The organism is Plantibacter sp. CFBP 8798, assembly GCF_014841195.1.
GTDB lineage: Bacteria > Actinomycetota > Actinomycetes > Actinomycetales > Microbacteriaceae > Plantibacter > Plantibacter auratus.
This window is the reverse complement of the sequence record NZ_JACYTS010000003.1, coordinates 411,823-431,240: the sequence shown is the minus strand read 5'-3', so window position 1 is coordinate 431,240 and position 19,418 is coordinate 411,823. Positions and strand designations below refer to the sequence as shown.

Annotated in this window: 18 protein-coding genes; 5 read left to right on the top strand and 13 right to left on the bottom strand. The window is 65.8% G+C overall.

Features of this window, described 5'->3' with window-relative positions:
• Position 1: 1 nt before the first annotated feature.
• From IFU30_RS14605 to IFU30_RS14550, 12 genes are all read right to left on the bottom strand, one after another.
• A complete protein-coding gene (locus IFU30_RS14605; protein ID WP_192005696.1) occupies positions 2-1,486 on the bottom strand; it encodes a lipopolysaccharide biosynthesis protein in 1,485 nt (494 codons plus the stop codon).
• Positions 1,483-2,736 (bottom strand): polysaccharide pyruvyl transferase family protein, encoded by a 1,254-nt coding sequence (locus tag IFU30_RS14600; RefSeq protein ID WP_192005694.1) that lies wholly within the window; start codon positions 2,734-2,736, stop codon positions 1,483-1,485. Before IFU30_RS14600 ends, IFU30_RS14605 begins: the two co-directional genes overlap by 4 nt.
• Before the next feature lie 170 nt (positions 2,737-2,906).
• A complete protein-coding gene (locus IFU30_RS14595) occupies positions 2,907-3,803 on the bottom strand; it encodes a glycosyltransferase family 2 protein (RefSeq protein WP_192005692.1) in 897 nt (298 codons plus the stop codon).
• Between the two features lie 54 nt (positions 3,804-3,857).
• The gene (locus tag IFU30_RS14590; protein ID WP_192005690.1) at positions 3,858-4,856 is read right to left on the bottom strand and encodes a glycosyltransferase; all 999 of its coding nucleotides are present in this window, start codon (positions 4,854-4,856) and stop codon (positions 3,858-3,860) included.
• A gap of 40 nt (positions 4,857-4,896) precedes the next feature.
• On the bottom strand, positions 4,897-6,138 hold the full coding sequence (locus IFU30_RS14585; RefSeq protein ID WP_192005688.1) for an O-antigen polymerase: 1,242 nt from the start codon (positions 6,136-6,138) through the stop codon (positions 4,897-4,899).
• Between the two features lie 98 nt (positions 6,139-6,236).
• Complete coding sequence (locus tag IFU30_RS14580; protein ID WP_192005686.1) at positions 6,237-7,313, bottom strand: glycosyltransferase; 1,077 nt, start codon at positions 7,311-7,313, stop codon at positions 6,237-6,239.
• Positions 7,313-8,263: a glycosyltransferase family 4 protein gene (locus IFU30_RS14575; RefSeq protein WP_192005684.1), complete on the bottom strand. Its 951-nt coding sequence runs from the start codon at positions 8,261-8,263 to the stop codon at positions 7,313-7,315. Before IFU30_RS14575 ends, IFU30_RS14580 begins: the two co-directional genes overlap by 1 nt.
• Positions 8,260-9,405, bottom strand: coding sequence for a glycosyltransferase (locus IFU30_RS14570; protein ID WP_192005682.1), 1,146 nt, complete (start codon positions 9,403-9,405; stop codon positions 8,260-8,262). The genes IFU30_RS14575 and IFU30_RS14570 overlap by 4 nt, the downstream gene beginning before the upstream one ends.
• Positions 9,405-10,913: a sugar transferase gene (locus tag IFU30_RS14565; protein ID WP_192005680.1), complete on the bottom strand. Its 1,509-nt coding sequence runs from the start codon at positions 10,911-10,913 to the stop codon at positions 9,405-9,407. The genes IFU30_RS14570 and IFU30_RS14565 overlap by 1 nt, the downstream gene beginning before the upstream one ends.
• Before the next feature lie 169 nt (positions 10,914-11,082).
• Positions 11,083-12,069: a hypothetical protein gene (locus tag IFU30_RS14560; protein ID WP_192005678.1), complete on the bottom strand. Its 987-nt coding sequence runs from the start codon at positions 12,067-12,069 to the stop codon at positions 11,083-11,085.
• Positions 12,066-12,665 carry an arsenate reductase/protein-tyrosine-phosphatase family protein gene (locus IFU30_RS14555; protein ID WP_192005676.1) on the bottom strand — a complete coding sequence of 200 codons (600 nt, stop codon included), beginning with the start codon at positions 12,663-12,665 and terminating at the stop codon, positions 12,066-12,068. The genes IFU30_RS14560 and IFU30_RS14555 overlap by 4 nt, the downstream gene beginning before the upstream one ends.
• On the bottom strand, positions 12,662-14,044 hold the full coding sequence (locus IFU30_RS14550; RefSeq protein WP_192005674.1) for a polysaccharide biosynthesis tyrosine autokinase: 1,383 nt from the start codon (positions 14,042-14,044) through the stop codon (positions 12,662-12,664). Before IFU30_RS14550 ends, IFU30_RS14555 begins: the two co-directional genes overlap by 4 nt.
• 151 nt (positions 14,045-14,195) lie before the next feature.
• Here IFU30_RS14550 and IFU30_RS14545 point away from each other — a divergent pair, with 151 nt between their 5' ends.
• The 3 genes from IFU30_RS14545 to IFU30_RS14535 all read left to right on the top strand — a co-directional run bounded on the left by IFU30_RS14545 (position 14,196) and on the right by IFU30_RS14535 (position 17,540).
• The gene (locus IFU30_RS14545; RefSeq protein WP_192005672.1) at positions 14,196-14,945 is read left to right on the top strand and encodes a CPBP family glutamic-type intramembrane protease; all 750 of its coding nucleotides are present in this window, start codon (positions 14,196-14,198) and stop codon (positions 14,943-14,945) included.
• A 185-nt stretch (positions 14,946-15,130) separates the two neighbouring features.
• Positions 15,131-16,855, top strand: coding sequence for a DUF4012 domain-containing protein (locus tag IFU30_RS14540; protein WP_192005670.1), 1,725 nt, complete (start codon positions 15,131-15,133; stop codon positions 16,853-16,855).
• Between the two features lie 142 nt (positions 16,856-16,997).
• On the top strand, positions 16,998-17,540 hold the full coding sequence (locus tag IFU30_RS14535) for a hypothetical protein (protein WP_192005668.1): 543 nt from the start codon (positions 16,998-17,000) through the stop codon (positions 17,538-17,540).
• A gap of 73 nt (positions 17,541-17,613) precedes the next feature.
• Here the strand turns inward: IFU30_RS14535 and IFU30_RS14530 are convergent, their stop codons facing one another.
• A complete protein-coding gene (locus IFU30_RS14530; RefSeq protein ID WP_192005666.1) occupies positions 17,614-17,793 on the bottom strand; it encodes a hypothetical protein in 180 nt (59 codons plus the stop codon).
• 291 nt (positions 17,794-18,084) lie between these two features.
• Between IFU30_RS14530 and IFU30_RS14525 the strand changes: the two genes are divergently transcribed.
• Together IFU30_RS14525 and IFU30_RS14520 are read left to right on the top strand one after the other, a co-directional pair.
• Positions 18,085-18,519 (top strand): hypothetical protein, encoded by a 435-nt coding sequence (locus IFU30_RS14525; RefSeq protein WP_079706833.1) that lies wholly within the window; start codon positions 18,085-18,087, stop codon positions 18,517-18,519.
• Entirely contained in the window at positions 18,516-19,385 is an 870-nt protein-coding gene (locus IFU30_RS14520; RefSeq protein ID WP_192005665.1) for a type II CAAX endopeptidase family protein, read from the top strand. Before IFU30_RS14525 ends, IFU30_RS14520 begins: the two co-directional genes overlap by 4 nt.
• Positions 19,386-19,418 lie beyond the last annotated feature (33 nt).

Below are 19,418 nucleotides of genomic sequence, written 5' to 3'. Positions count from 1 at the left end.
ATCAGCGGAGCAACGACCGGCTCCTGACGACAGAGATGACCGACTTCCGGAAGGCGGGCCAGATGAGGAGGACGAGCGCGAACGTGGTCGTGTACCCGCCGAGACCGATACCCAACCGGGCGATCTCGATGAGCTGCCCGAACGGCAGCATGACGAGGAACGCCCCGAGTGCACAGACGCCGTAGCCGACGATGGCGACGCATCCGTTGACGAAGAGGCGCTTGACGGGCGCGTCGGAGTGGCGGCCGTAGATCCATAGCCCGAGAGGCCACAGCGCGAGCGTAACGACGGCGACCGAGACGGCAACGGCCATCACACCCCAGAACGACCCGATGAACGCGGCGAGCACGAGCAGCGGAGCCGAGATGATGGACAGCCGCATACTCACCTTCGTCAGGCCCTGAGACAGTGCGACCCAGTAGGTGGGGTAGCTGGCTGCCCTAGCGACTCCGACTACGGTGAGCACCTGGAAGATTGGGACTAGTGGAGCCCACTTCTCGGTCAGGACCAGCACGATGAGCGGTTCGGCGACCGCTGCTGCGAAGGCAAAGGCAGCGACCAGCACGTGGAGAAGCACCGTCTGGCCGTGCAGGATGAAGGTGTCAAAGCGCTCCTTGTCGTGTCTGAGCTTAGAGAGGACGGGGACCGCGACCTTCGTCGCCGGAGCGTTGATCTGGTTAAGCGGAAGCAGGATGAACTGGAAGGCGCGGTTGTACAGACCCAGGGGCGCTGCGCCGAGGCGGGCGCCGAGGATGACGGTGTCGGCGTTCCGCCCGACATAGGTGATCAGCTGCGACACGACGAGGTGTGAGCCGTAGGTGACCAGCGGTCGGATGGACGTCTTCCGGTTCACCCACCCTGGGAACCAACCGGCCAGGATCGCGACGAGGATGAGTGCGAGCAGCGCGTAGACGACCTGCTGGGCGACGAGCGACCAGTATCCGAAGCCCAGCAGCGCCAGAGCGATCGCTGTACCGAGTCCGAGAGCGGCGGCCGTGACATCTACTGTTGCGAGCGCGGCGAACCGCATCGATCGGTTCAAGTCGGCCCGGTACTGCGCGGAGAGACCGTTGAGGAGGAACGTTGACGCGAGGATCTGCATGACCACGAGCAGCCGGTCATCGCCGTACAGGAAGGCGACCAACGGTGCCAGGAGAAACCCGACGAGTGCCAGCGCTAGCCCGAGGGCTGAATTCAGCCAGAACAGATTGGCACGCTCGAAGCGCGACAAGGTTGACGCCTGCACGGCCGCAGTCGAGAGTCCGAAGTCGCGGAACACTTCGCCGATCCCGATCACCACGGTGACCATGGCAAAGACTCCGTAATCTTCGATCGACAAAAGCCTGGTGAGGATGAGTAGCCCACCGAGCTGGATCCCGATCCGGGCGACCTGGCCGGTGATCGTCGTGACCGCGCCGCGCGCCGCGATCGAGCCGAGCGAGCGCGCCGGCGGCTCCGTTGCCGGCGGGAGTTCCGGCGTACTCAATCCTGCCCACGCAGACCAGAGAAATTCTCCGCCGCCAGCGCCTTCATGGCCGGCACCCGCTCGATCATCCGCGCCCGAACCGATGTGATATCGGCAGACACCGTCTGGTACTGGACCTCGAGGGCTCGGGCGAAGTCGCCCTCGGTGGTGAGGAAACAGTCCAGATCGAGGTTCCGATATAAACCCTCGATCTTGCCCTGGTAGGAAATGGCGATGGCGGGGGTCCCTGCGATCGCCGAGAGGATCGCGAGGTGCATCCGCCCCGTGATCACGAAATCGACTCTCGATGTCAGCTCAACGACCTCGTCGGGCATCAGCACGCGATCGACGAGCAGCAGATGGTCAGAGAGACCCGTCGCCGCCGAGATGGCGGCGGCCAAGGTCTCGTCGCTCGGTGTCTTGCGAGAGTCGTGGGGGAGGAGGACGAACGAGGTGCTCTGCGAGAGGTGCGAGCTGATAAGCGTCGACATGATCCCCACCTGATCGATCTCCTTCTCGAGCAGGTAGTTGGCGTTCACGACGACAACGTTCCGGCCGAGGTCGCGCTGCATGCTCAACCACGTTGCGATATGCTCCGGCACGGTCGCTGAAGTCGGAACCAGGAACGCCAGGTCGGCGACGTCGCGTACATTCCGTGCTCCGAGGGCCCGCAGCCGTTCACCCGACCGCGGATCCCTAGCCAGGAGGTCCACCGAACGCGAGGCCCACCGCGCGGCATCGCGAGTGCTCGGCGCGGGATGCGTGTTCCAGCTGAACCCGAGCACTCGACTGGAGAGCCCGGCTCGTGCGGCGAAAGCGGCCAGCCAGAAACGACGGCTCGACGCGCGTGCGTTGTACGCGCCGTCCATGATGTCCGCTCCGATCACCGAGAACGAGATGGCGCTCGCGAAGCGGTCGACCAAGACTCGGAGGTCGCCGAAGTAGGCGCGGGTAGACCCATACAAAAGTTCCGGCAGGACGAGTACGGAGATGCGGGCCTCGAACTCGGGCCGAATGCGGAGGAGCGTGTCAGAGGACCGAACGATCACGACGACCTTGCCAGTCACACCGGCGACGAACGCTTCGAACATCGCTTGGTCGCCGACGCTTCCGCTTCCCGGAGCGGCCAACAGCAGGTGGGTCGTCGGATGGGTAACCCTGGGGCCAGCGGCATTCCATCGTCTGACGAGCAGGTCAGACAGCCGTCGCTCAGCCGCGAAGAAGGCGCGACTGGCGACCAGGCGACGCTTGAGATGGGACAACAGATTCATCGGCGGTCCCTACCAATCGCTTGGGTGTTCACGGTGCGGTTGATCGGCGGCAGTCGAGCCTATCGACCAGTCGGCGGGGTCGCTGCGGCGCCTGGGCCGCGGATTATTGTCGTGATTCATATGTGTTTCCTCGATCTGGCGTGGCTTAATTCGGTCGGGCATCATCCGGCCTATCCTCGTTTGTACTCGTGCACTCGTGCGCCGAAGAACGACGACATGACCCCGAGGCCGTGGAGGGTCCGGTTGAACGACTGCGCGTGCAACCCACGGACGCGGACGAGGTCGACGAGAGCGAGCGCAAACCCGGTGACGGCGAGGAACCCGCCGTGCGCGAAGGTGAGCAGTGCACTGCGCTTGGTCACGCCGATCCGCGCCAACACGACACCGTTGCGGAACGCGCGGCGCGCCACCCAACGCTGGGTCATCCGGTCGCGGGGCACAGGTTCGAAGACCTCCGCGGCCAGACAGAACTCGATGGTGACACCGGCGGCGAGGAGGTCCGCGAACAGTCGCGCGTCGCTCCCTCCCGTCGACGAGAACGATCTGTCGAAGCGCGGCGAGCCTGCTCGCTCCCAATCCGACCGCTTCAACAGCGTGTTGTTCGTCGCTGCGGCGGTCAACCGTTCGCGATCCCGGTGTCCCGCCCGCTGCATGAACTCACCGCGGCGGATCCAGTCCGGAGTGGCGTCCGGGAAGATCGACGTGACCGGGCCGGTCACCACGCCGGCCGTGGTGTTCACCGCCGCGGTCGCTAGGACATCCCACCAGCTCGCGCTGACGTACTCGTCATCATCGACGAAGACTATGGCGTCGTAGCCTGCATCACCCGCGAAGTCATCGAGGGACCGGTTGCGTGCCTCGGCGATGCCGGGTTGCGGCTCGAGGACGTACCGGACGTCATCACCGAACGCGCGGACGGTGGGCTCAGCCGAGCCTGACGGGTCGTTATCGACGACGAGGATGTCCATCGTGTGTTGAGATTCGGCAGCCGATACGAGCAAGGAGTCGAGCAGCACTCGCAGATCGTCCGGTCGACGGAAGCTTGCGATGGCGATGAGAGCGTGCAAGGTGGTCGTCCTAGCCCTCGGTGGAGATTGGGTATTGGCTGAGGAGATCCTCGGTCACCATGAATTGGCCCTTCGGTAGACATCGACGTGGGAATCCGCGATCGTGTTCCAATCGCGCGAATCCATGTTGATCGGCGCGAAGCCGGCCTCCGCGAGCTCGGCCACCGCGGAACTGAGCGAGTCGCTCGTGAGTTCATCGGGGAACAGTTTCACGACTTCGCTGCCGAACTCTTCCCGGAGGTCCCGCGTGATCGGGTTGTCCGGCACGAGGACCGGAGTGTGGAGGGACAGCGCAAGGAGTACGGCGCCGCTGTTGTGCATCGCTCGGTAGGGCAGCACGACGAGCCGGGAGTCGACGATCGCGGTCGCGAGGATGTCGTCCGGGATGTATCGGAAATCGGGTTCGATGCGCGGATCGTCCTCGATGAGTCGCCGCAGTTCAGGCGAGATCCCGGACGGGTCGGGTTTGCCGAGGATGCGCAGTCGGTACTCGTCGAGGTCCACGGCATCGGAGAAAGCTGTAGCGAGCGTGTCGACGCCCTTGTACGAGCGCACCAGCCCAAAGTAAAGGAGTGTGCGACTGGAACCCGAGGCGGGCGAGGACACGTGATACCGATCGCGGTAGTGCCCGTGCGGGATCACGGAGCGACGTCCGTGCGCGGGGACCGGAGTATGCCGGTTCATTGTGATCCACTCGGCGGTCGCCCGGTCGTATGCGTGGAGGATCTGCCGCTCTCCCGGCCAACCGGATTCGTGCGGGTTCAGGTTGTGCGCGGTCCGGACGATCCCGGTCCTGGTGAGGCGCAGGCGGAGCAGCAAAAGAGAGCTCAGGACGAGTGAAGCGGCGCGCTGGAAACGACTGGGACCACGGGTGATCGCTTCGGGCCAGTGGATGTGGAACACGTCGTACCGGCCGGAGAAGGCTGCAGGCCACGAGAAGAACTCGACCTCAACCCTGCCGTCCTGCCGGAGGGCGTCGACGAGCAGGGTCACGAAGGGGTTGATCTTGGTCGCGGACTCTCGCACGGAGAGTAGCACCCTGATCGGTCGCACTGCCGAACGGTACCTCCCCCGGGGCGGTCTGCCGCCCTGGTCATTTGCCATTGCGGTCGGGTCCTCTCATGATTACGCGCGATTCCTGGCGAGTCGAGCTTCCGAACAGCCCAAAGACCGTCGCCGCGAAGACGGCGATCAGCAGGTACAGCACCAAACCCTGCGCGAAGAGGAAGATCCGCCACATCTCGGCGAGGCCGTACGCGACTACTGCACCGGCCACGATCACCAGGGAACGGAACCGCGATGCGTAGCCGGCCAACATGCTCGCGAGGAACAGCGTCAGGATCACGTAGACCAGACCCCACCAGCCGTAGTCCGCGTAGGTGTCGGCGAACGCGGAGTTCGTCGTGAGGTTGGACGCGACCTGGACGAAGCTATCGAAGGAACCGTACGAGCCAAACTTCTCCGGACGGAGGAACGTCGGAACCACGATAGCCGCGGCCGAGACCACATCGACAGATTGGCGGTATCCACCGTTAGCGATGCCGTCCGCGACGCCCAGCGACGCCTGGAAGGGCGAACCCAGGTAGGCGGCGACCTGATAGAAATTCATCGATACCGGGTCCGTGATGCCGAGGTTCTCGTAGAAACCGGCGTTCCGGAAGTAGTTGAAAGCGACGAGCGCACCGAAGATCACCGCCCCCGCGATCGCAACGGTAACCGTTTTGAACCGTATCCCGCTCCTCAGGTTGATCACGATGAAGATGAGCACGACGACTGCCATGATGAAAGAGAGTCGGCTCGAGAACAGGGCGCTCATGATGAGGAGGAGCACGTTCCAGATGGCGAGGCTAAATCGACCTGACCGGAAGCGCCAGACGTATAGAGCGACAGGTGCCGAGATGGCCGCTGTGTACCTCAACGTAGCAATTCCGGCGGAGCCTCCGATCGACTCTTTGAGCTGATTCCCCTGGGAGGCTCCCAGCACCTCGAGGATGTTGGTTTGCTGCTGCACGAGGAAGAGGGAGTACAGCACGCCGATCGTGGCGAACACGGTGAGTGTGAGTGAGAACCGGCGGTCAAACCGCTCGGTACTCGTCGCTTGGATGAGGCGCTCGCTCGGACCGGCAAGAACGCCGAGCCGGAAGCCCAGCCAGACGGCGAACGCGGCGACGAGGTAGAAGCAGACGATCAGGACCCAACCCTCGAAGGTGCCCTCCGCCCGCTGAGTGAACCCGCGAAGCTGGTCCGACGTGCCGGGAACTGACCAGATCAGCGCACTGACGATCACCGGCGCCAGCAGATAGAACAGCGGGTTCGTCAGGAGACGTCTCAACACGCCGGTCTCCTTCCCCACGACGGACGGCACAGCCGTATCCAACGCTAGTGCAGCAACGCGAGCGCGGTGGGACGACGCCGGTCGGTCGATCATGGCCGTCATCGTCGCCCTTCCAAAGCGAAGTCGAGAAGGCGTCGGGCCTTGCCGGGCCAGCCTTCCTCGTCGGCAGCCACCATGCCGGGCCGGTTCGGTGAATCGGCGGAGACAGCGGCTGCCATCGCTTCGCCGGCATCCCGAGTGTTGCCGTACCCGAACACCCCCAGCTGCGGACGATCTAGGAGCACCTCGGTCTCCCGTGTGACGACGGTGAGCCCGGACGCGAGATATTCGTACAACTTCATCGGGCTCCGTCCGCGGTTTACAGGGGCGTTGGAGAGCGGCAGCACACCGATTCGAGCCGATCTGAGCACAGCCGGCACATCGTCGTAGGAGATCGTGCCCCTCAGCGCGACGTTCCTGGGGAGCGGCTCGGCAGGTGGACGACCCGGTCCATACACGTCGAACGACCACGCGGGCGCCGATGCCGCCATGGAACGGACGGCATCCCAATCGAACCGGTCGTCTAGGGCGCCGACATACACCGCACGGTCGTTGCGCGGCGCGACGTCCGCGTGCGCGAAACGATCGAGCTCAACCCCGTTCGGCAGCGACATCGACGGAACACCGGTGGGGATCGGTAGGGCGTCCAAGACGGCGGTCGACGTAGCGACCACGGCATCCGCGGTGCGCAACGCGTTCCGCTGGAACCGGGCTTTCGCGCCGTCTTCGTACAGGTCCGTCGGCCGGTAGACCATCGTCCTCACGAGGTGTCTCAGACCGCTCGTCCAGAGTGTCGGCTGATCGACCAGCACCAGGTCGACGCATCGTTCACCGAAGACACGCTCGAAGATCCGGGCGAACGGCAATCCGCCGGCGCCCGCGGGCAGGACGGTTCTCGGAACGAGGTGCGATACGCCGTCCGCGTCCACGATGACGCCTAGACGCGATGCTTCTTCGCGCGACGCCTCGCCGCGCCGCAAGACGCGGTGCACGAGCGATACTGGCGTCGAGATGTGAAGCACCCGGTGGCCCAACCGAGCGAACTCGCGCGCAAGATGGTGGCTGCCCACGCGGAACGTCCCGAACGCGTCGGTGTGGCTGACGAACACGATCGTCAGCGGTCGCGGCTCGGCCATCAGTGCTCCCGCAGTGTCTGTGAGACGATCTCGGCCGTCCGGTCCCAGCTGTAGCTCGTCACCGAAGCGGTGGCACGGGGGCGCTCAGTAAGGGCTGCGCGCAGGGCTTCGGCCCAGCCAAGGTCGTCGTGCGCGTCACCGACCGGGAATCCCTGCCCGCTCGAGATCTCGGCGATCGACTCGCAGCCCTCCCAGAAGATCACCGGGGTTCCGCAGGCAATACTCTCGACCGCAGGAAGGCCGAACCCTTCGACCAACGACGGGAAAACCGTAGCGACCGCGCCCCGGTAGAGGTCGGCGAGCTCCGGATCCGTCAGCCCGCTTCGCACCTCGACGCGATCGGCGACACCGAGTTCCGCTGCACGACGCTCGGCGCCCTCACGGTCGTTCATGACGACGATGAGCTTCGCTTCGGGAACACGAGCCAAGGCGCGGAACACCACATCGACGTTCTTGTGCGCCCGCAGGTTGCCGACATAGAGGAAGTAGGGAGCGGAGTCTTGAGCAGCTGATGAACCGTCCGGGTGGAACGCCTCCGACAGTCCGTTGCCGGCGTTGACCACTCGGACGCGATCGTCGTCGACCCACTCCTCGATCGCGCGCTTCGACGTCTCCGACACGGTCAGCACCAGTCTGTTCCTGCGGATGATCGGGCGCAGGACAGCCGAATAGTGCGCGAGGTACACGGCACGACGATTGGTCGTCGGATGCAGATGGATCAGATCGTGGACGGTCACCACCTGTGGTGAGCGTGCGAGGAATCCGTTGTAGCCGGGGGAGTAGATCGTCTCGCCGCCGGGTGTCCGGCGCACGCGAAGGAAGTCCTGCGGATCGGACGGCTTGCCGCCCACCTCGAGCGGCGACCATTCGAGGCTCAACCGCGGGAGTACTTCGGACGCATAACGACCGATGCCGTGGACGCCGCTCCACCTGGTGTCGGCAAGGATCATGAGGCGAGGGTCCGATCGGTTCCGTCAGTGCGGGCGGAATGACCGACCCAGCCGGTGAGCTTGGTGGCGAAGGCAGCGGAGCCGAACAGTGCATTGACGCGCTCCTGAGCCGGTGCCATGTCGACGAGGAGGGCGCGCTCGACCGCCTCACGCAGCGTCGCGTCGTCGAGCGCATCGACGACGACACCGCCGTCGATGGCGAGCACGCTCTCGGACGCGCCACCTTCGGACAACACGAGCGCGGGCGTGCCGAGGGCCATCGCCTCGACGGGCATGATGCCGAAGTCCTCCACGGCTGCGAACACCAGGAGCGATGCCGCCTGGTAGAGCGCGAAGAGCAGCTCGTCGCTCGGCCTCGTCATGATGATGACCGGCACCGTCGCGGCGTCTGCCAGTGCTTGCAGTTCGGCATGCTGCGGTCCAGCGCCCGCGAGCACGACCGGCAGACCGGCGAGTTCGCCGGCGCGGATGGCGACGTCGAGTCGTTTGTAGTCGACGAAGCGGGAGGCGCCGAGGATGTACTCGGACGGCAGCGTCGAGAACAGGTAGGCGTCCTCGGCGCTTAGCCGGTCAGCCCAGGACGGCACGCTCTGGAGGTACTCGACGCGGACCGGCGGATGGATGACCTCGGCTTCGACGCCCCACGAACGTTCCATCCGCTGGCGGATGTAGTCGCTGTTGGCGGCGAACGTCGCGCCGTCCTGCGCGCGCTTGCGGTCGACTCGACGGAGTGCGGGCGCGAGTGCGCGGGCAGCGACGTTACCGCCACGGACGTCCAGCTCGGGGGCCCAGAGGTATCGGGCAGGCGTGTGGACGTACACGAACCGATGCGGTCCGTCGGCAGGCTGTCGCCCGCCGGCGTGATGCGCGAACGCGTGCGAGCTGATGAGGACGAAGTCGGCGTCGGAGACGTCGGTCCTCGCCCACGTGGTCGGCATGAACGGCAGCGCGGCCGCTTTGCTCTTCCGCAGGGGCGTTCGGGCGATCCAGGATTCGCTCACGGTGTGGCCGGGGAAGCGGTCGGGCGCGTTGCTCCACAGGCAGTGGATGTCGGCGTCGGGATAGGCGGCGGCCATCGCATCGACGACGTTCTCGGAGCCGCCGTGCCGCTCGATCCACTCGTGGATGATCAGCCCCGGCATCAGTGAGCTTCCTTGCCCGGAGCCACGACGGCCCGGATCGTCCGCCAGAGGATGATGACGTCACCGGTCAGCGACCAGTTCTCGACGTAGTACAGGTCCAGTCGGATCGCGTCCTCCCAGCTGAGCGCCGAGCGACCGCTGACCTGCCAGAGGCCCGTCATGCCGGGCTGCACGATGAGGCGCCGCTTGGCGGCGGAGTCGTAGAGTGCGACCTCGCCCTCACGCTGTGGACGCGGGCCGACGAGGCTCATATCGCCACGGAAGACGTTGATGAGCTGGGGGAACTCATCGAGCGAGAACTTCCGTAGCGTGGCGCCGACACGGGTCAGGCGCGGATCGTTCTGCACCTTGAACAACGGGCGGTCGCTGGTGCCCTGCTCTGCGAGCAGCGCGGCGAGCTCGGCGTCGGCGTTCACCCGCATCGAGCGGAACTTCAGCATGTTGAACGGCCCACCGTTCAAGCCGATGCGCTCCTGTCGATACAGGACTGGGCCGGGGCTGGTGAACTTCACGAGGAGGGCGACCACCAGCAGGATGGGCGAGGCGACGAGCAGGATGAGGCCGGAACCGAGGATGTCGAAGGCGCGTTTGGAGAAGCGCTTGCGACCCTCGTATCGAGGCGTCTCCACGTGGATGAGCGGGAGACCCGCCACTGGGCGGGTGTGAATGCGCGGGCCGCCGACGTCGGTCAGGCTCGGGGCGACGATGAGGTGCTGACGTCCTGGTTCGAGGCTCCAGCTCAGCTCTCGGACGCGCACCGGGGTGAGCTCGTCGGAGCTCGTGATGATGATCGTGTCAGCGCCAGTGACCGAGATCGCCTCGAGCACGGTGTCCACCGTTCCGGACACGGGGATGCCCGTGTCACCGAGCGTTCCGCCGACCTTGCCCGTCGGAACGCAGGCGCCGACCACTCGGTAACCGGCGTCCGTATTGCGGGTGAGTTCTTTGGCGATGTGTTCGGCCGAATCAGCCGATCCCACGAGCAGCACCAGCGATGCATAGCGACCGTGGGCGCGCTGCACGGACAGCCACTGGCGCCACATCCACCGTGAAAGCAGCAGAACGAGGATTCCCAGGGGGAAGGCCAGCAGGAAGTATCCTCGTGCGAGATCGAGCTTCACGAGGAAGGCGATGATCGCGATGATGCCGAAGAGGCGGATACTCGCGTCGGCGATGAGCCGGTACTCCGCGTTCCCACTCCCGACCACTCGGTACTCCCGAGTGCCGAAGATGCGAAGCGTCACGAGCCAGGCGACGATGAGGGTGATCGAGATGACGGTGTAGTTCACGACAACGCGTGTCATGTCGAAACCGACCGAGGTCGTCTCCTGATCGAAGTCGAACCAGAACAGCTGGGTGCCGAAGACGATCCAGATGAGGACGATCGCATCGGTGACCGCGAGACGACGAGCGTAGACCCGGCGCCAATCGCGCGCGACAGCGCGAGCTGGGTCGGGTGGAGTGCTCGCAGGCGTCGTTGGCAGCGGCACGGAAGGCTGCGACAGCATGCGGTCTCCGTGGTGGAACACGTAATTACTACGGGTGACGAGGGAAGAGCTTGGTGGTTCGATACGCGGATGTATCGGGACTGCTGCTGAGACTATCGGTGAAGATGCGCAACATCTGTCCTCCTTTTTGCGGGTGACCCCCGGATTGGTGACAAATGTAGGGATAACCCTAGCCCCAGGTGACGCCGCCGTCGCCCGAACGGAGAACGGTGTCGCCGACCCACAACCAGGCTCCAGTCCCGGCGATCGCGAGTGCGGCGGGCGCTGTGACGTCGGCGCCTTCGGCACAACCGACCAGTGATGCGTTCGCGAACGGAGCAGGGATACCCGTCGTCGCAAGTGCTCCAAGGCCGTTGCAGCCGGGCACGCCTCTGGCGATGAACATCAGTCGATCTCCCTCGGTGGCGAGGCCATGCACCCCGGCATAGGGCGTCGCCTCCCACGTTCCCGCGGCGGGATTCCACTCGGCGAGGACGGCGGCGCAGGCGGCCACGGTCCGTGTAGAAGTCGAGCTGAGCACGTCCACTGCCGGGCAGGGCAGGCCGATACCCTGACCCGAGACGACGGCTGCGCTATCGTCCGGCGTCAGGTAGCCGACCTCGCCCGGCAACGCGGTATCAGGCGCCCAGGTGTCGCCGGCGTCCTCTGAGGAGAAGCCACCGACCGCGCAAGCGTCGCCGGTGGCTCCGATGATCTCGAGCTTCCCGTCCTCGCCAGTCGTGAGGGCGAGCACCTGACGAAGGTCGAACGCGTTCGTCGCCAGTGGAGCCCAGGTCGCGCCGGCGTCGACACTCCGCTCGACGACGGCCGACGTGGACGCGCACGCGCCGGCTGTGGCGCGCCACAGCGTCTGGCCATCGATGGTCGTGATGAAACGCTTGCCGTCGACCGCCGTGGCGTCCGTCGGCTCGGCCGAAGCCCCAGGTGACGGCGCGGGCTGGGGCGTCGAGTTGAAGGTGACGAGGGGGCGCGGCGTGCGATCGGCCGTCGGCGCCCGGTTGGCCGTGAGAGCGAGCCCGACGAGGATCACGTCGACGATGAGGAAGAGCGCGAGTCCGACGAGGACGAGGACCCGCTGACTGGAACTCAGCGAGTCGCGCCACCGCGGGCGAGCCGGTGCCGACCGATAGGTGGAACGACCGCGCTTGGTGCTCACCGGCGGTCACCGGACCGCGCCAGGTGCGTGACGATGACCTCGATGAGCGCGTCGATCTGCGCCCCGACCCGTGCGTAGGTTTCGGCGCTGCGACGGTAGGGATCCTCGATGTCGTCGTCGTCGGCGTTCGCCGGCGGTGGGACGAGACCGCGTTCCGCGGCCACCTCGGCGACGAGCTCCCAGAGATCGGCGGCGGGCTCGGTCTCCGCGACCAAGCGAGCGAACTGCGGAACGGTGAACGTCACTCGTGAGGCGCGGGGGAGGAGACGGGCGACATCGCTCCGGTGCTCCCGCGTCGCAGTGAGGATGAGATCCGCTTCTGCGACGATGTCCCTGTCGAGCTGCCGCGCGACATGGTTGCTCGGATCTCCGCCGAAACGTCGTGACTGCTCGACGACCTCTGACGGCATAGTCAGCCCAGCTTGCATCCCCGTGCCTGCACTCGACACGCGGATGAGGTGGCCACCCGCGGTGATGCCAGCACCATCGAGGCGCGCCTTCAGGAGCTGTGCGCCGAGCGCCGACCGGCAGATGTTCCCGGTGCAGACGAAGAGCACCGAGAACGGACGTGTAACCGCCGTCGTGGCGTCGGTCACGCCTTCACGTCCTCGGTGTAGCCGTAGCCGGCGCCATAGCCGTAGCGCGCGTACCCGTAGGCGTCTGGGCCCTTCGTCGGGACCATGGTCATGACGAGACCTGCGACCGAGGCGTTCACATGGACGAGCGCCTCGAGCGCACCCTTCAGCTGGTTCTTGTGGGTCCTACCGGCAGCGACGACAACCAATGCGCCGCCGGTGTGGCGAGCCAGCAGTGCGCCATCCGTGACGGGCAGGAGCGGCGGCGCGTCGATGAGCACGTAGTCGAACTGCTTCTCGAGACCGGAGATGAGCTTCTGCATGACGCTCGAGCCGAGGAGCTCGCTCGGGTTTGGCGGGATCGCGCCGGCAGGGAGGACGGTGAGCGCACCGCGACCCCACGGCTGCATGGTGTCCTCGAGGGTCGCGCGACGGATGAGGACGTCGCTGAGGCCGACGGCCCCTTCAATGTCGAAGTAGGTCGCGAGCTTCGGTCGACGGAGGTCGGCGTCGATGATGATCACGCGGTGGCCGGCGTCCGACAGGGCGATCGCGAGGTTCGCCGCTGTCGTGCTCTTGCCCTCGCTCTGGATCGACGAGGTGACGACGTAGCTGCGCGGCTGGTCGGTCACATCGAGGAACTGGAGGTTAGTTCGCAGGCTGCGGAAGGATTCGGCGCGCGGGCTCTTCGGATCGGCTTGGACGATCAGGGGGCGCTGCTTCGCCTTGGGGTCGAACGCGATGCCGCCCATGAGTGGCAGATCGCTGACTGATTCGACGTCGCGTTCATTGCGGATACGCGTGTCGAGCGTCGTCCGCAGTACGGCGAAGGCGATGCCGAGTGCGAGGCCGAGAATCGTCCCCAGGGTTAGGTTGAGTGGGACGTTCGGGCTCCCCGGCTTATTCGGGACGTTCGCTTCCTGCACTCGCGTGAGCCGAACAGGGCTCGAAGTGCCGTCTTCGGAAGTCTCGATCTTCGAGACCACTCCCGTCAGACTCTCCGCGGTGGTGTTCGCGAGTTCTGCCGCGAGCACCGGGTCTGCGTTCGTCGCGGTGATCTCAATGATCGTCGTATCGGCGGTCGATGAGGCAGACACCTGGCCGGCAAGTTGGCTCGCAGTCACATTGAGTTCAAGCGCAGCGATGACGGGCTGGAGGACGATCGGGGTGCTCACCAGGTTGACGTAGGTCTTGACGCGCTGCTGCGAGTACGTGTTGCCCTGGGTCAGCTCCGAGAGATTGTCACTCGACTGGGTCGATACGAACACTTTGGACGACGAGCTGTACTCCGGAGTCTTCGTGAGCGAGTACAGTGCCGCGGCGGCAAGCCCCGTAAGGGCGAGGGCGAGGATGAGCGCCCAGTACTTGCGGAGGATACGGAGATAGTCACTGAGCTCCACGCGGTGGCTTCCGATCAATCAGGAGGAGAGCGGTTCACCCTGCTGCCAAGGCGTGCCCCGAACAGGGCGTCGGGAGCCATGCTGCCATAAACCGACGCCTGTTCCCGAGCGACCGTGTCATGTGCGCGGCCGATTGCCGTAGTTTGCTCTCGTGACGATCCCAGATGAGACCACGCCGCGCGACGATCAACAAACGGCGCGAACGCGTCTCGTCATCGCGACGATCGGATTCGTCGCGACCGTCGTGATCGCGCTGGGGTTCCCAGGTGGTGTGCGGATTGTTGGACCGTTCTCGCCGCTCGGTGGCTACTTGCTCGTGTGGCTCCCACTGGTGGTCGCGCTCCTCATCGTCCTGCTGGTTTCGAGCCGGCGCCCGACGGTTCCGATGGCAGTGCGGTGGAGCGTCCGCCCCATCGACCTCCTCTGGGGTGCTGCGGCGGGTCTCCTTCTGCGGATCATCGTGAGCTCGCTCGAGGTCCTTTCCTATGGCGGGCTTCCCGCCACAGCTGGGAACGCTGTCACCCTCGCGACCGCTGACGACGTGGTGTACGTCATCGTCACGCTGCTTTCAGTGGTCCTCATCGCGCCGGTCATTGAGGAATCCTTCTTCCGTGGACTCGTCCTCCCGTCGATCATCGGAATACTCCGCGGCGGGCGATGGATCGCGGTCGTGATCGGCGCGTTACTCTTCGCCGTCTTGCACCTCCTCGCCGTCACCACCGTCGCACAGGCGATCGTCGTCGGGGTCGGGACCCTCCTCGTCGGACTGGGCGCGGGAAGCCTCGCGGTGCTGACCGGTCGGCTGGGCCCCGCGATCGTGACGCACGTCGTGTTCAACGGGTCGATCCTCGCGCTCGGCCTGTCCGCCGTAACCGGCGGCACCGGCGTCGTGATTGAATAACCCCCATGCCGGCACCCGAATCCGACAATCGTCGTTCGCCTTCTTCAGGCTCATCGAGAACCTCTTCCCGGGGGTCCGCAAGCCGGCGAGCCACGAGCGCGCGCTCCCGAGCTCGACGTCGGGAGAACGCGGACCCCGAGCGGCTGCGTGCTCGACGCCGGAGGACCGCGCTCATCGTCTCCGGTGTGCTCGTGCTGTTGTTGGCGGTCGTTGCATGGATCGGTGTCCGTGCGTTCCTCGCCAAGGGGGAGCTGGAAGCGGCGGTGCCTTTGGCCCAGCAGGTCCGCGAGCAAGTGCTCGGCGGAGACGCAGCTGCTGCGGGCAAGACCGCTCGTGAGCTCGCATCCCATGCGAGGGAGGCCGCCGCGCTGACGAGCGACCCGATCTGGCGCGCCGCCGAGATCGTGCCGTGGATCGGGCCGAACCTCGCGGCCGTCCGGAACTTGGCGGGTGCGACCGATGAGGTTGCAGTCGGAGCGATCGCTCCGCTGGTGAACCTCTCCGGATCGCTTCGCCCCGATCTGTTCAAGCCTGTTGACGGTGCGGTGCCGCTGCAGCCGATGATGGATGCTCAGCAGGACGTCCGCTCGGCCGACGATGCTCTCGAGGGCGCGGCCAAGCGCGTCCGAGGGATCGACCAGGCCAGCCTCATCAGCCAGGTGTCGTCGGCGGTCGACCAGCTCGGACCGGTCCTCACCGAGACCGCCGACACGGTCGATGCGGCACGGCGCGCGATCGACCTGCTGCCGACGATGCTCGGCGCCGACGGGCCCCGCAACTACCTGATCATGTTCCAGAACCCGGCCGAGCCGCGTGCGAGCGGCGGCAACCCTGGGGCCCTGGCCCTGATCGGCACGGACGGGGGCCGCATCTCGCTCCAGCAGCAGGCGACATCAGGCGATTTCCCGCGGTTTCCAGAACCGGTCCTGCCGCTGTCGACGGAGACCGCCGGCATCTACGGCAACATCACTGGACGCTTCATCCAGGACGTCACACTGACGCCTCGGTTCGATGTGTCCGCCGAGCTTGCGTCGGAGATGTGGTTCCAACGGTTCGGGACCCGCGTCGATGGCGTGCTCAGCATCGACCCGGTCGCCCTGGGATACCTGCTCGCGGCGACGGGACCGATCGACCTCCCCTCGGGTGATCAGCTCACGACCGAGAATGCCGCGGATCTCTTGCTGAACCAGGTGTACCAGCGTTACCCCGCCGGGGCCGAGCAGGATGCCTTTTTCGCGGCAGCGTCGGCAGCGGTCTTCGACCGCATCTCGACCGGCAATTTCGACGCCACGAAACTGGTGGCGGCACTCGCCAAGTCAGGCGACGAGCGACGTGTTCTGGTGTGGAACGCCGCTGAAGCGGAGCAAGCGCTCCTGGCCGGCACCACGTTGACCGACATGCTCCCGACCGAGGAACAGCGGACCGACGCCTTCGGCGTGTACATCAACGACACGACCGGCAGCAAGATGGGCTACTACCTCGATGTGGAGACCCAGAGCGGTATAGCACAGTGCGGTGCCGGAGGACAGGTCTTGGGTTTGCGTCTGAAGATTACGAACACGGCTCCGGCCGACGCCGCAACCTCGCTGAGTGACTACATCACCGGTGGCGGCATCTATGGCGTCACGCCGGGCAACTTCAACTTCAAGGTCGCGGTCTACTCGCCTCCAGGGTCGTACACCGAGGGAGTTCAGCGTGATGGCGCTGATCTCTCGGTGCAACCGGGGCTCGACGGTGATTTCCCGGTGTCCCAATTCAGGCTCGAGTTGGCTCCAGGTGAGAGCACGACGATCGATGTGGGGGTTTCAACGTCCGGCGTGTCGAAGCAGCCTTTTGTCGTCTCGACCCCGAAACTTCATCTTTCCGAAACACAACAACTGGTGCCTACCTGCAAATTTGCCGTACAGTGATGCGTGTTGTCGGATTTGAGCCGTTTTCGGGGGGTATCAGAGTCGGCGCAACATTCTTCGTCACGACGCCGCTGGTTGTGACGGTAGCTACAGCTATGCCAGCACAGCACCGCTAACTGACAAGCCTCCAAGGGGAACACACATGCTCAAGAAAATCACCGCGGTCTTCGCGCTGGCCCTCGCTGGCCTGTTCGTCGCTCCGCTCGCTGCAAACGCTTCCTACGTTCCCGGCGCCGACATCGTCGTTACCGGTAACGTCGCCCCCGGTGGAACGTTCGATGTCACGTTCACGGATGGCGCGTTCCAGCCGAACGAGGACGTGTCCCTCGCCCTCACCGGTGAGAACGCAACCGGTGCGACGCTCGCAGCCGTCGACACCAAGACGCTCGTCAAGACCGCCTCGGCCACCGGGTCTGTCGTCCTGACCGTCACGCTTCCGACCAACGCGACTGGCACCTACACGGTCACCGGCACGGGCCTCTCCTCGCAGCTCATCGGCACCATCACGGTCACCGTGAAGGCGGCTGCTGCAGGTGACGGCGCCGGCAACGGCGGGCTCGCCGACACCGGTTTCAACACCCCGGCCTTCCTCGTGTGGGGTGCTGCCGGCGCAGTCGTCCTCGGCGCAGCGCTCATCGCGGTCTTCGTGATGATCCGCCGCCAGCGCGCAGGCGTCGCAGCGTAACAAGTCTCTCGACCTTCGGGTCAACAAGAACGGCCGGTGCATCTGCACCGGCCGTTCTTGTTTGTCCGAGACCCTACGCGTCGTCGCTCGGGTGGTCGGGGTCCTCCTCCTGGTTGAAGTTCGAGGCGTCGGGGTCGTGGCCGACCGCGAGGCCGTCCTCGCTGTTGGGGATGGTCTGGTTCTCGCCCAGGCCGCCCGGCTTCGGCGTTCCCTCGCTGCTGTTCTGGTCGGTGTTGTTCGTGTCGTTCGTCATGGGGACAGGTTAAGAGGTACGCGAGCGCGCGTGAGCAGGCTTGACAGGGTGCGCGGGCGGCGGTTCTGGGCCCTTCGACAGGCTCAGGGACCAAGGGGACCGGGCCCTTCGACAGGCTCAGGGACCAAGGGGACCGGGCACTTCGATAGGCTCAGGGACCAAGGGAACCGACTATCTTGCGGAAAACGGATAGGCCGGGACATACCTCCCTTCCGGGGGACAGGGGTGCGGCAATACCCTTCGAGCAACCAGGGTCCGGACGTCGGATCCTCCACGACCGAAACGAGCATCATGGCCACGACCGCTGGTACCAAGACCGCCCCCACGCCGATCGTCATCTCCTTCTGGCTGTGGGTCGTCTCCGCCGTCCTCTCCGTCATCTCCGGTGTCACCGCCGCGATGTCGGCCGGAACCGTCGCCGAGGCCGCAGCCGAACAGTCGGCCTCGGGAGGCGTGCTCTCCTCGAGCGTGCTCCTGATCTCGACCGCCGTCGGCGCGTTCATCGTCGGCGCCCTGCACGTGCTGTTCGCCTTCTTCATGCTCCGCGGTCGCAACTGGGCTCGGATCGTTCTCACCGTGGTCGGCATCCTCTCCGTCCTCGGCTCGATCACCGGGCTGATCGCCCTCAACCCGCTCTCCTTCATCTTCGTCATCGTGACCGTCGTCGCGATCGTCCAGATGTACGTGCCGGCAGCACGCGAGTACTTCGCCGCGAACAAGCGATGAGCGACCACTCCGCTGCACCGGCGGAGACCGCCCCGCGCCCGGGCTCGCGCCAGGAACGGGCCGAAGCCCGCCGCGCCGAGGCGCGCCTGCTCTACGCCCCCTCGCCTGACACCCGGTGGGGTACCCCGACCGCGCTGGTGACCTTCGTCGCGATCATCGCGCTCCTCGTCGTCGTCGAACTCGCGCGAACCTTCGGCGTCCTGTCCGGCGAGGTCGGCACGATGATCATGTGGATCATCTTCGACGGCGGCATCCTGGTCGCCCTCGCGATCGTCTGCCGCACCTGGGGAAGCGGGTCCTGGGCGAAGGACTTCGGACTCCGCTTCCGCTGGTTCGACGTGTTCATCGGGCTCGGTTCCGCCGTCGGCATCCAGCTGATCGGCGGCATGATCGGCCAGTTCGTCATCGCCCTCACCGGCGAGACACCCAAGTCGAACATCGCCCCGCCGTCGCCAGAGCTCGTCTGGGTACTGGTGAACACCGTGTTCGTCACCGCGATCGTCGCGCCGTTCTGCGAGGAAGCGCTCTTCCGCGGGCTCCTGCTCCGCGGGTTCCGGAACACGATCCTCCGCGGACGGACGGCGAACGGCGTGCGCCGAGGTGCGGCGACGCCGTCGACCGCTCGACGTCGCACAGCGGCCATCGTCTCGGTGGGAGCGAGCGCACTGATCTTCGCCATCGTCCACCTCTACGAGGGCTGGGGCAGCCCGGTCACCATGGTGACGCTCGGACTCACCATCCTCGTGCTCGGCACGGTGAACGGTGTCTACGCCGCGACGACCCGACGCCTCGGACCGGGCATCTGGACGCACGTGTGGTTCAACACCTTCACAGTGCTGCTGACGCTGGCACGCAGCGGCAGCTGAACCCGGGCGCCGGTCCCTGGGCGAAGCGGGGAG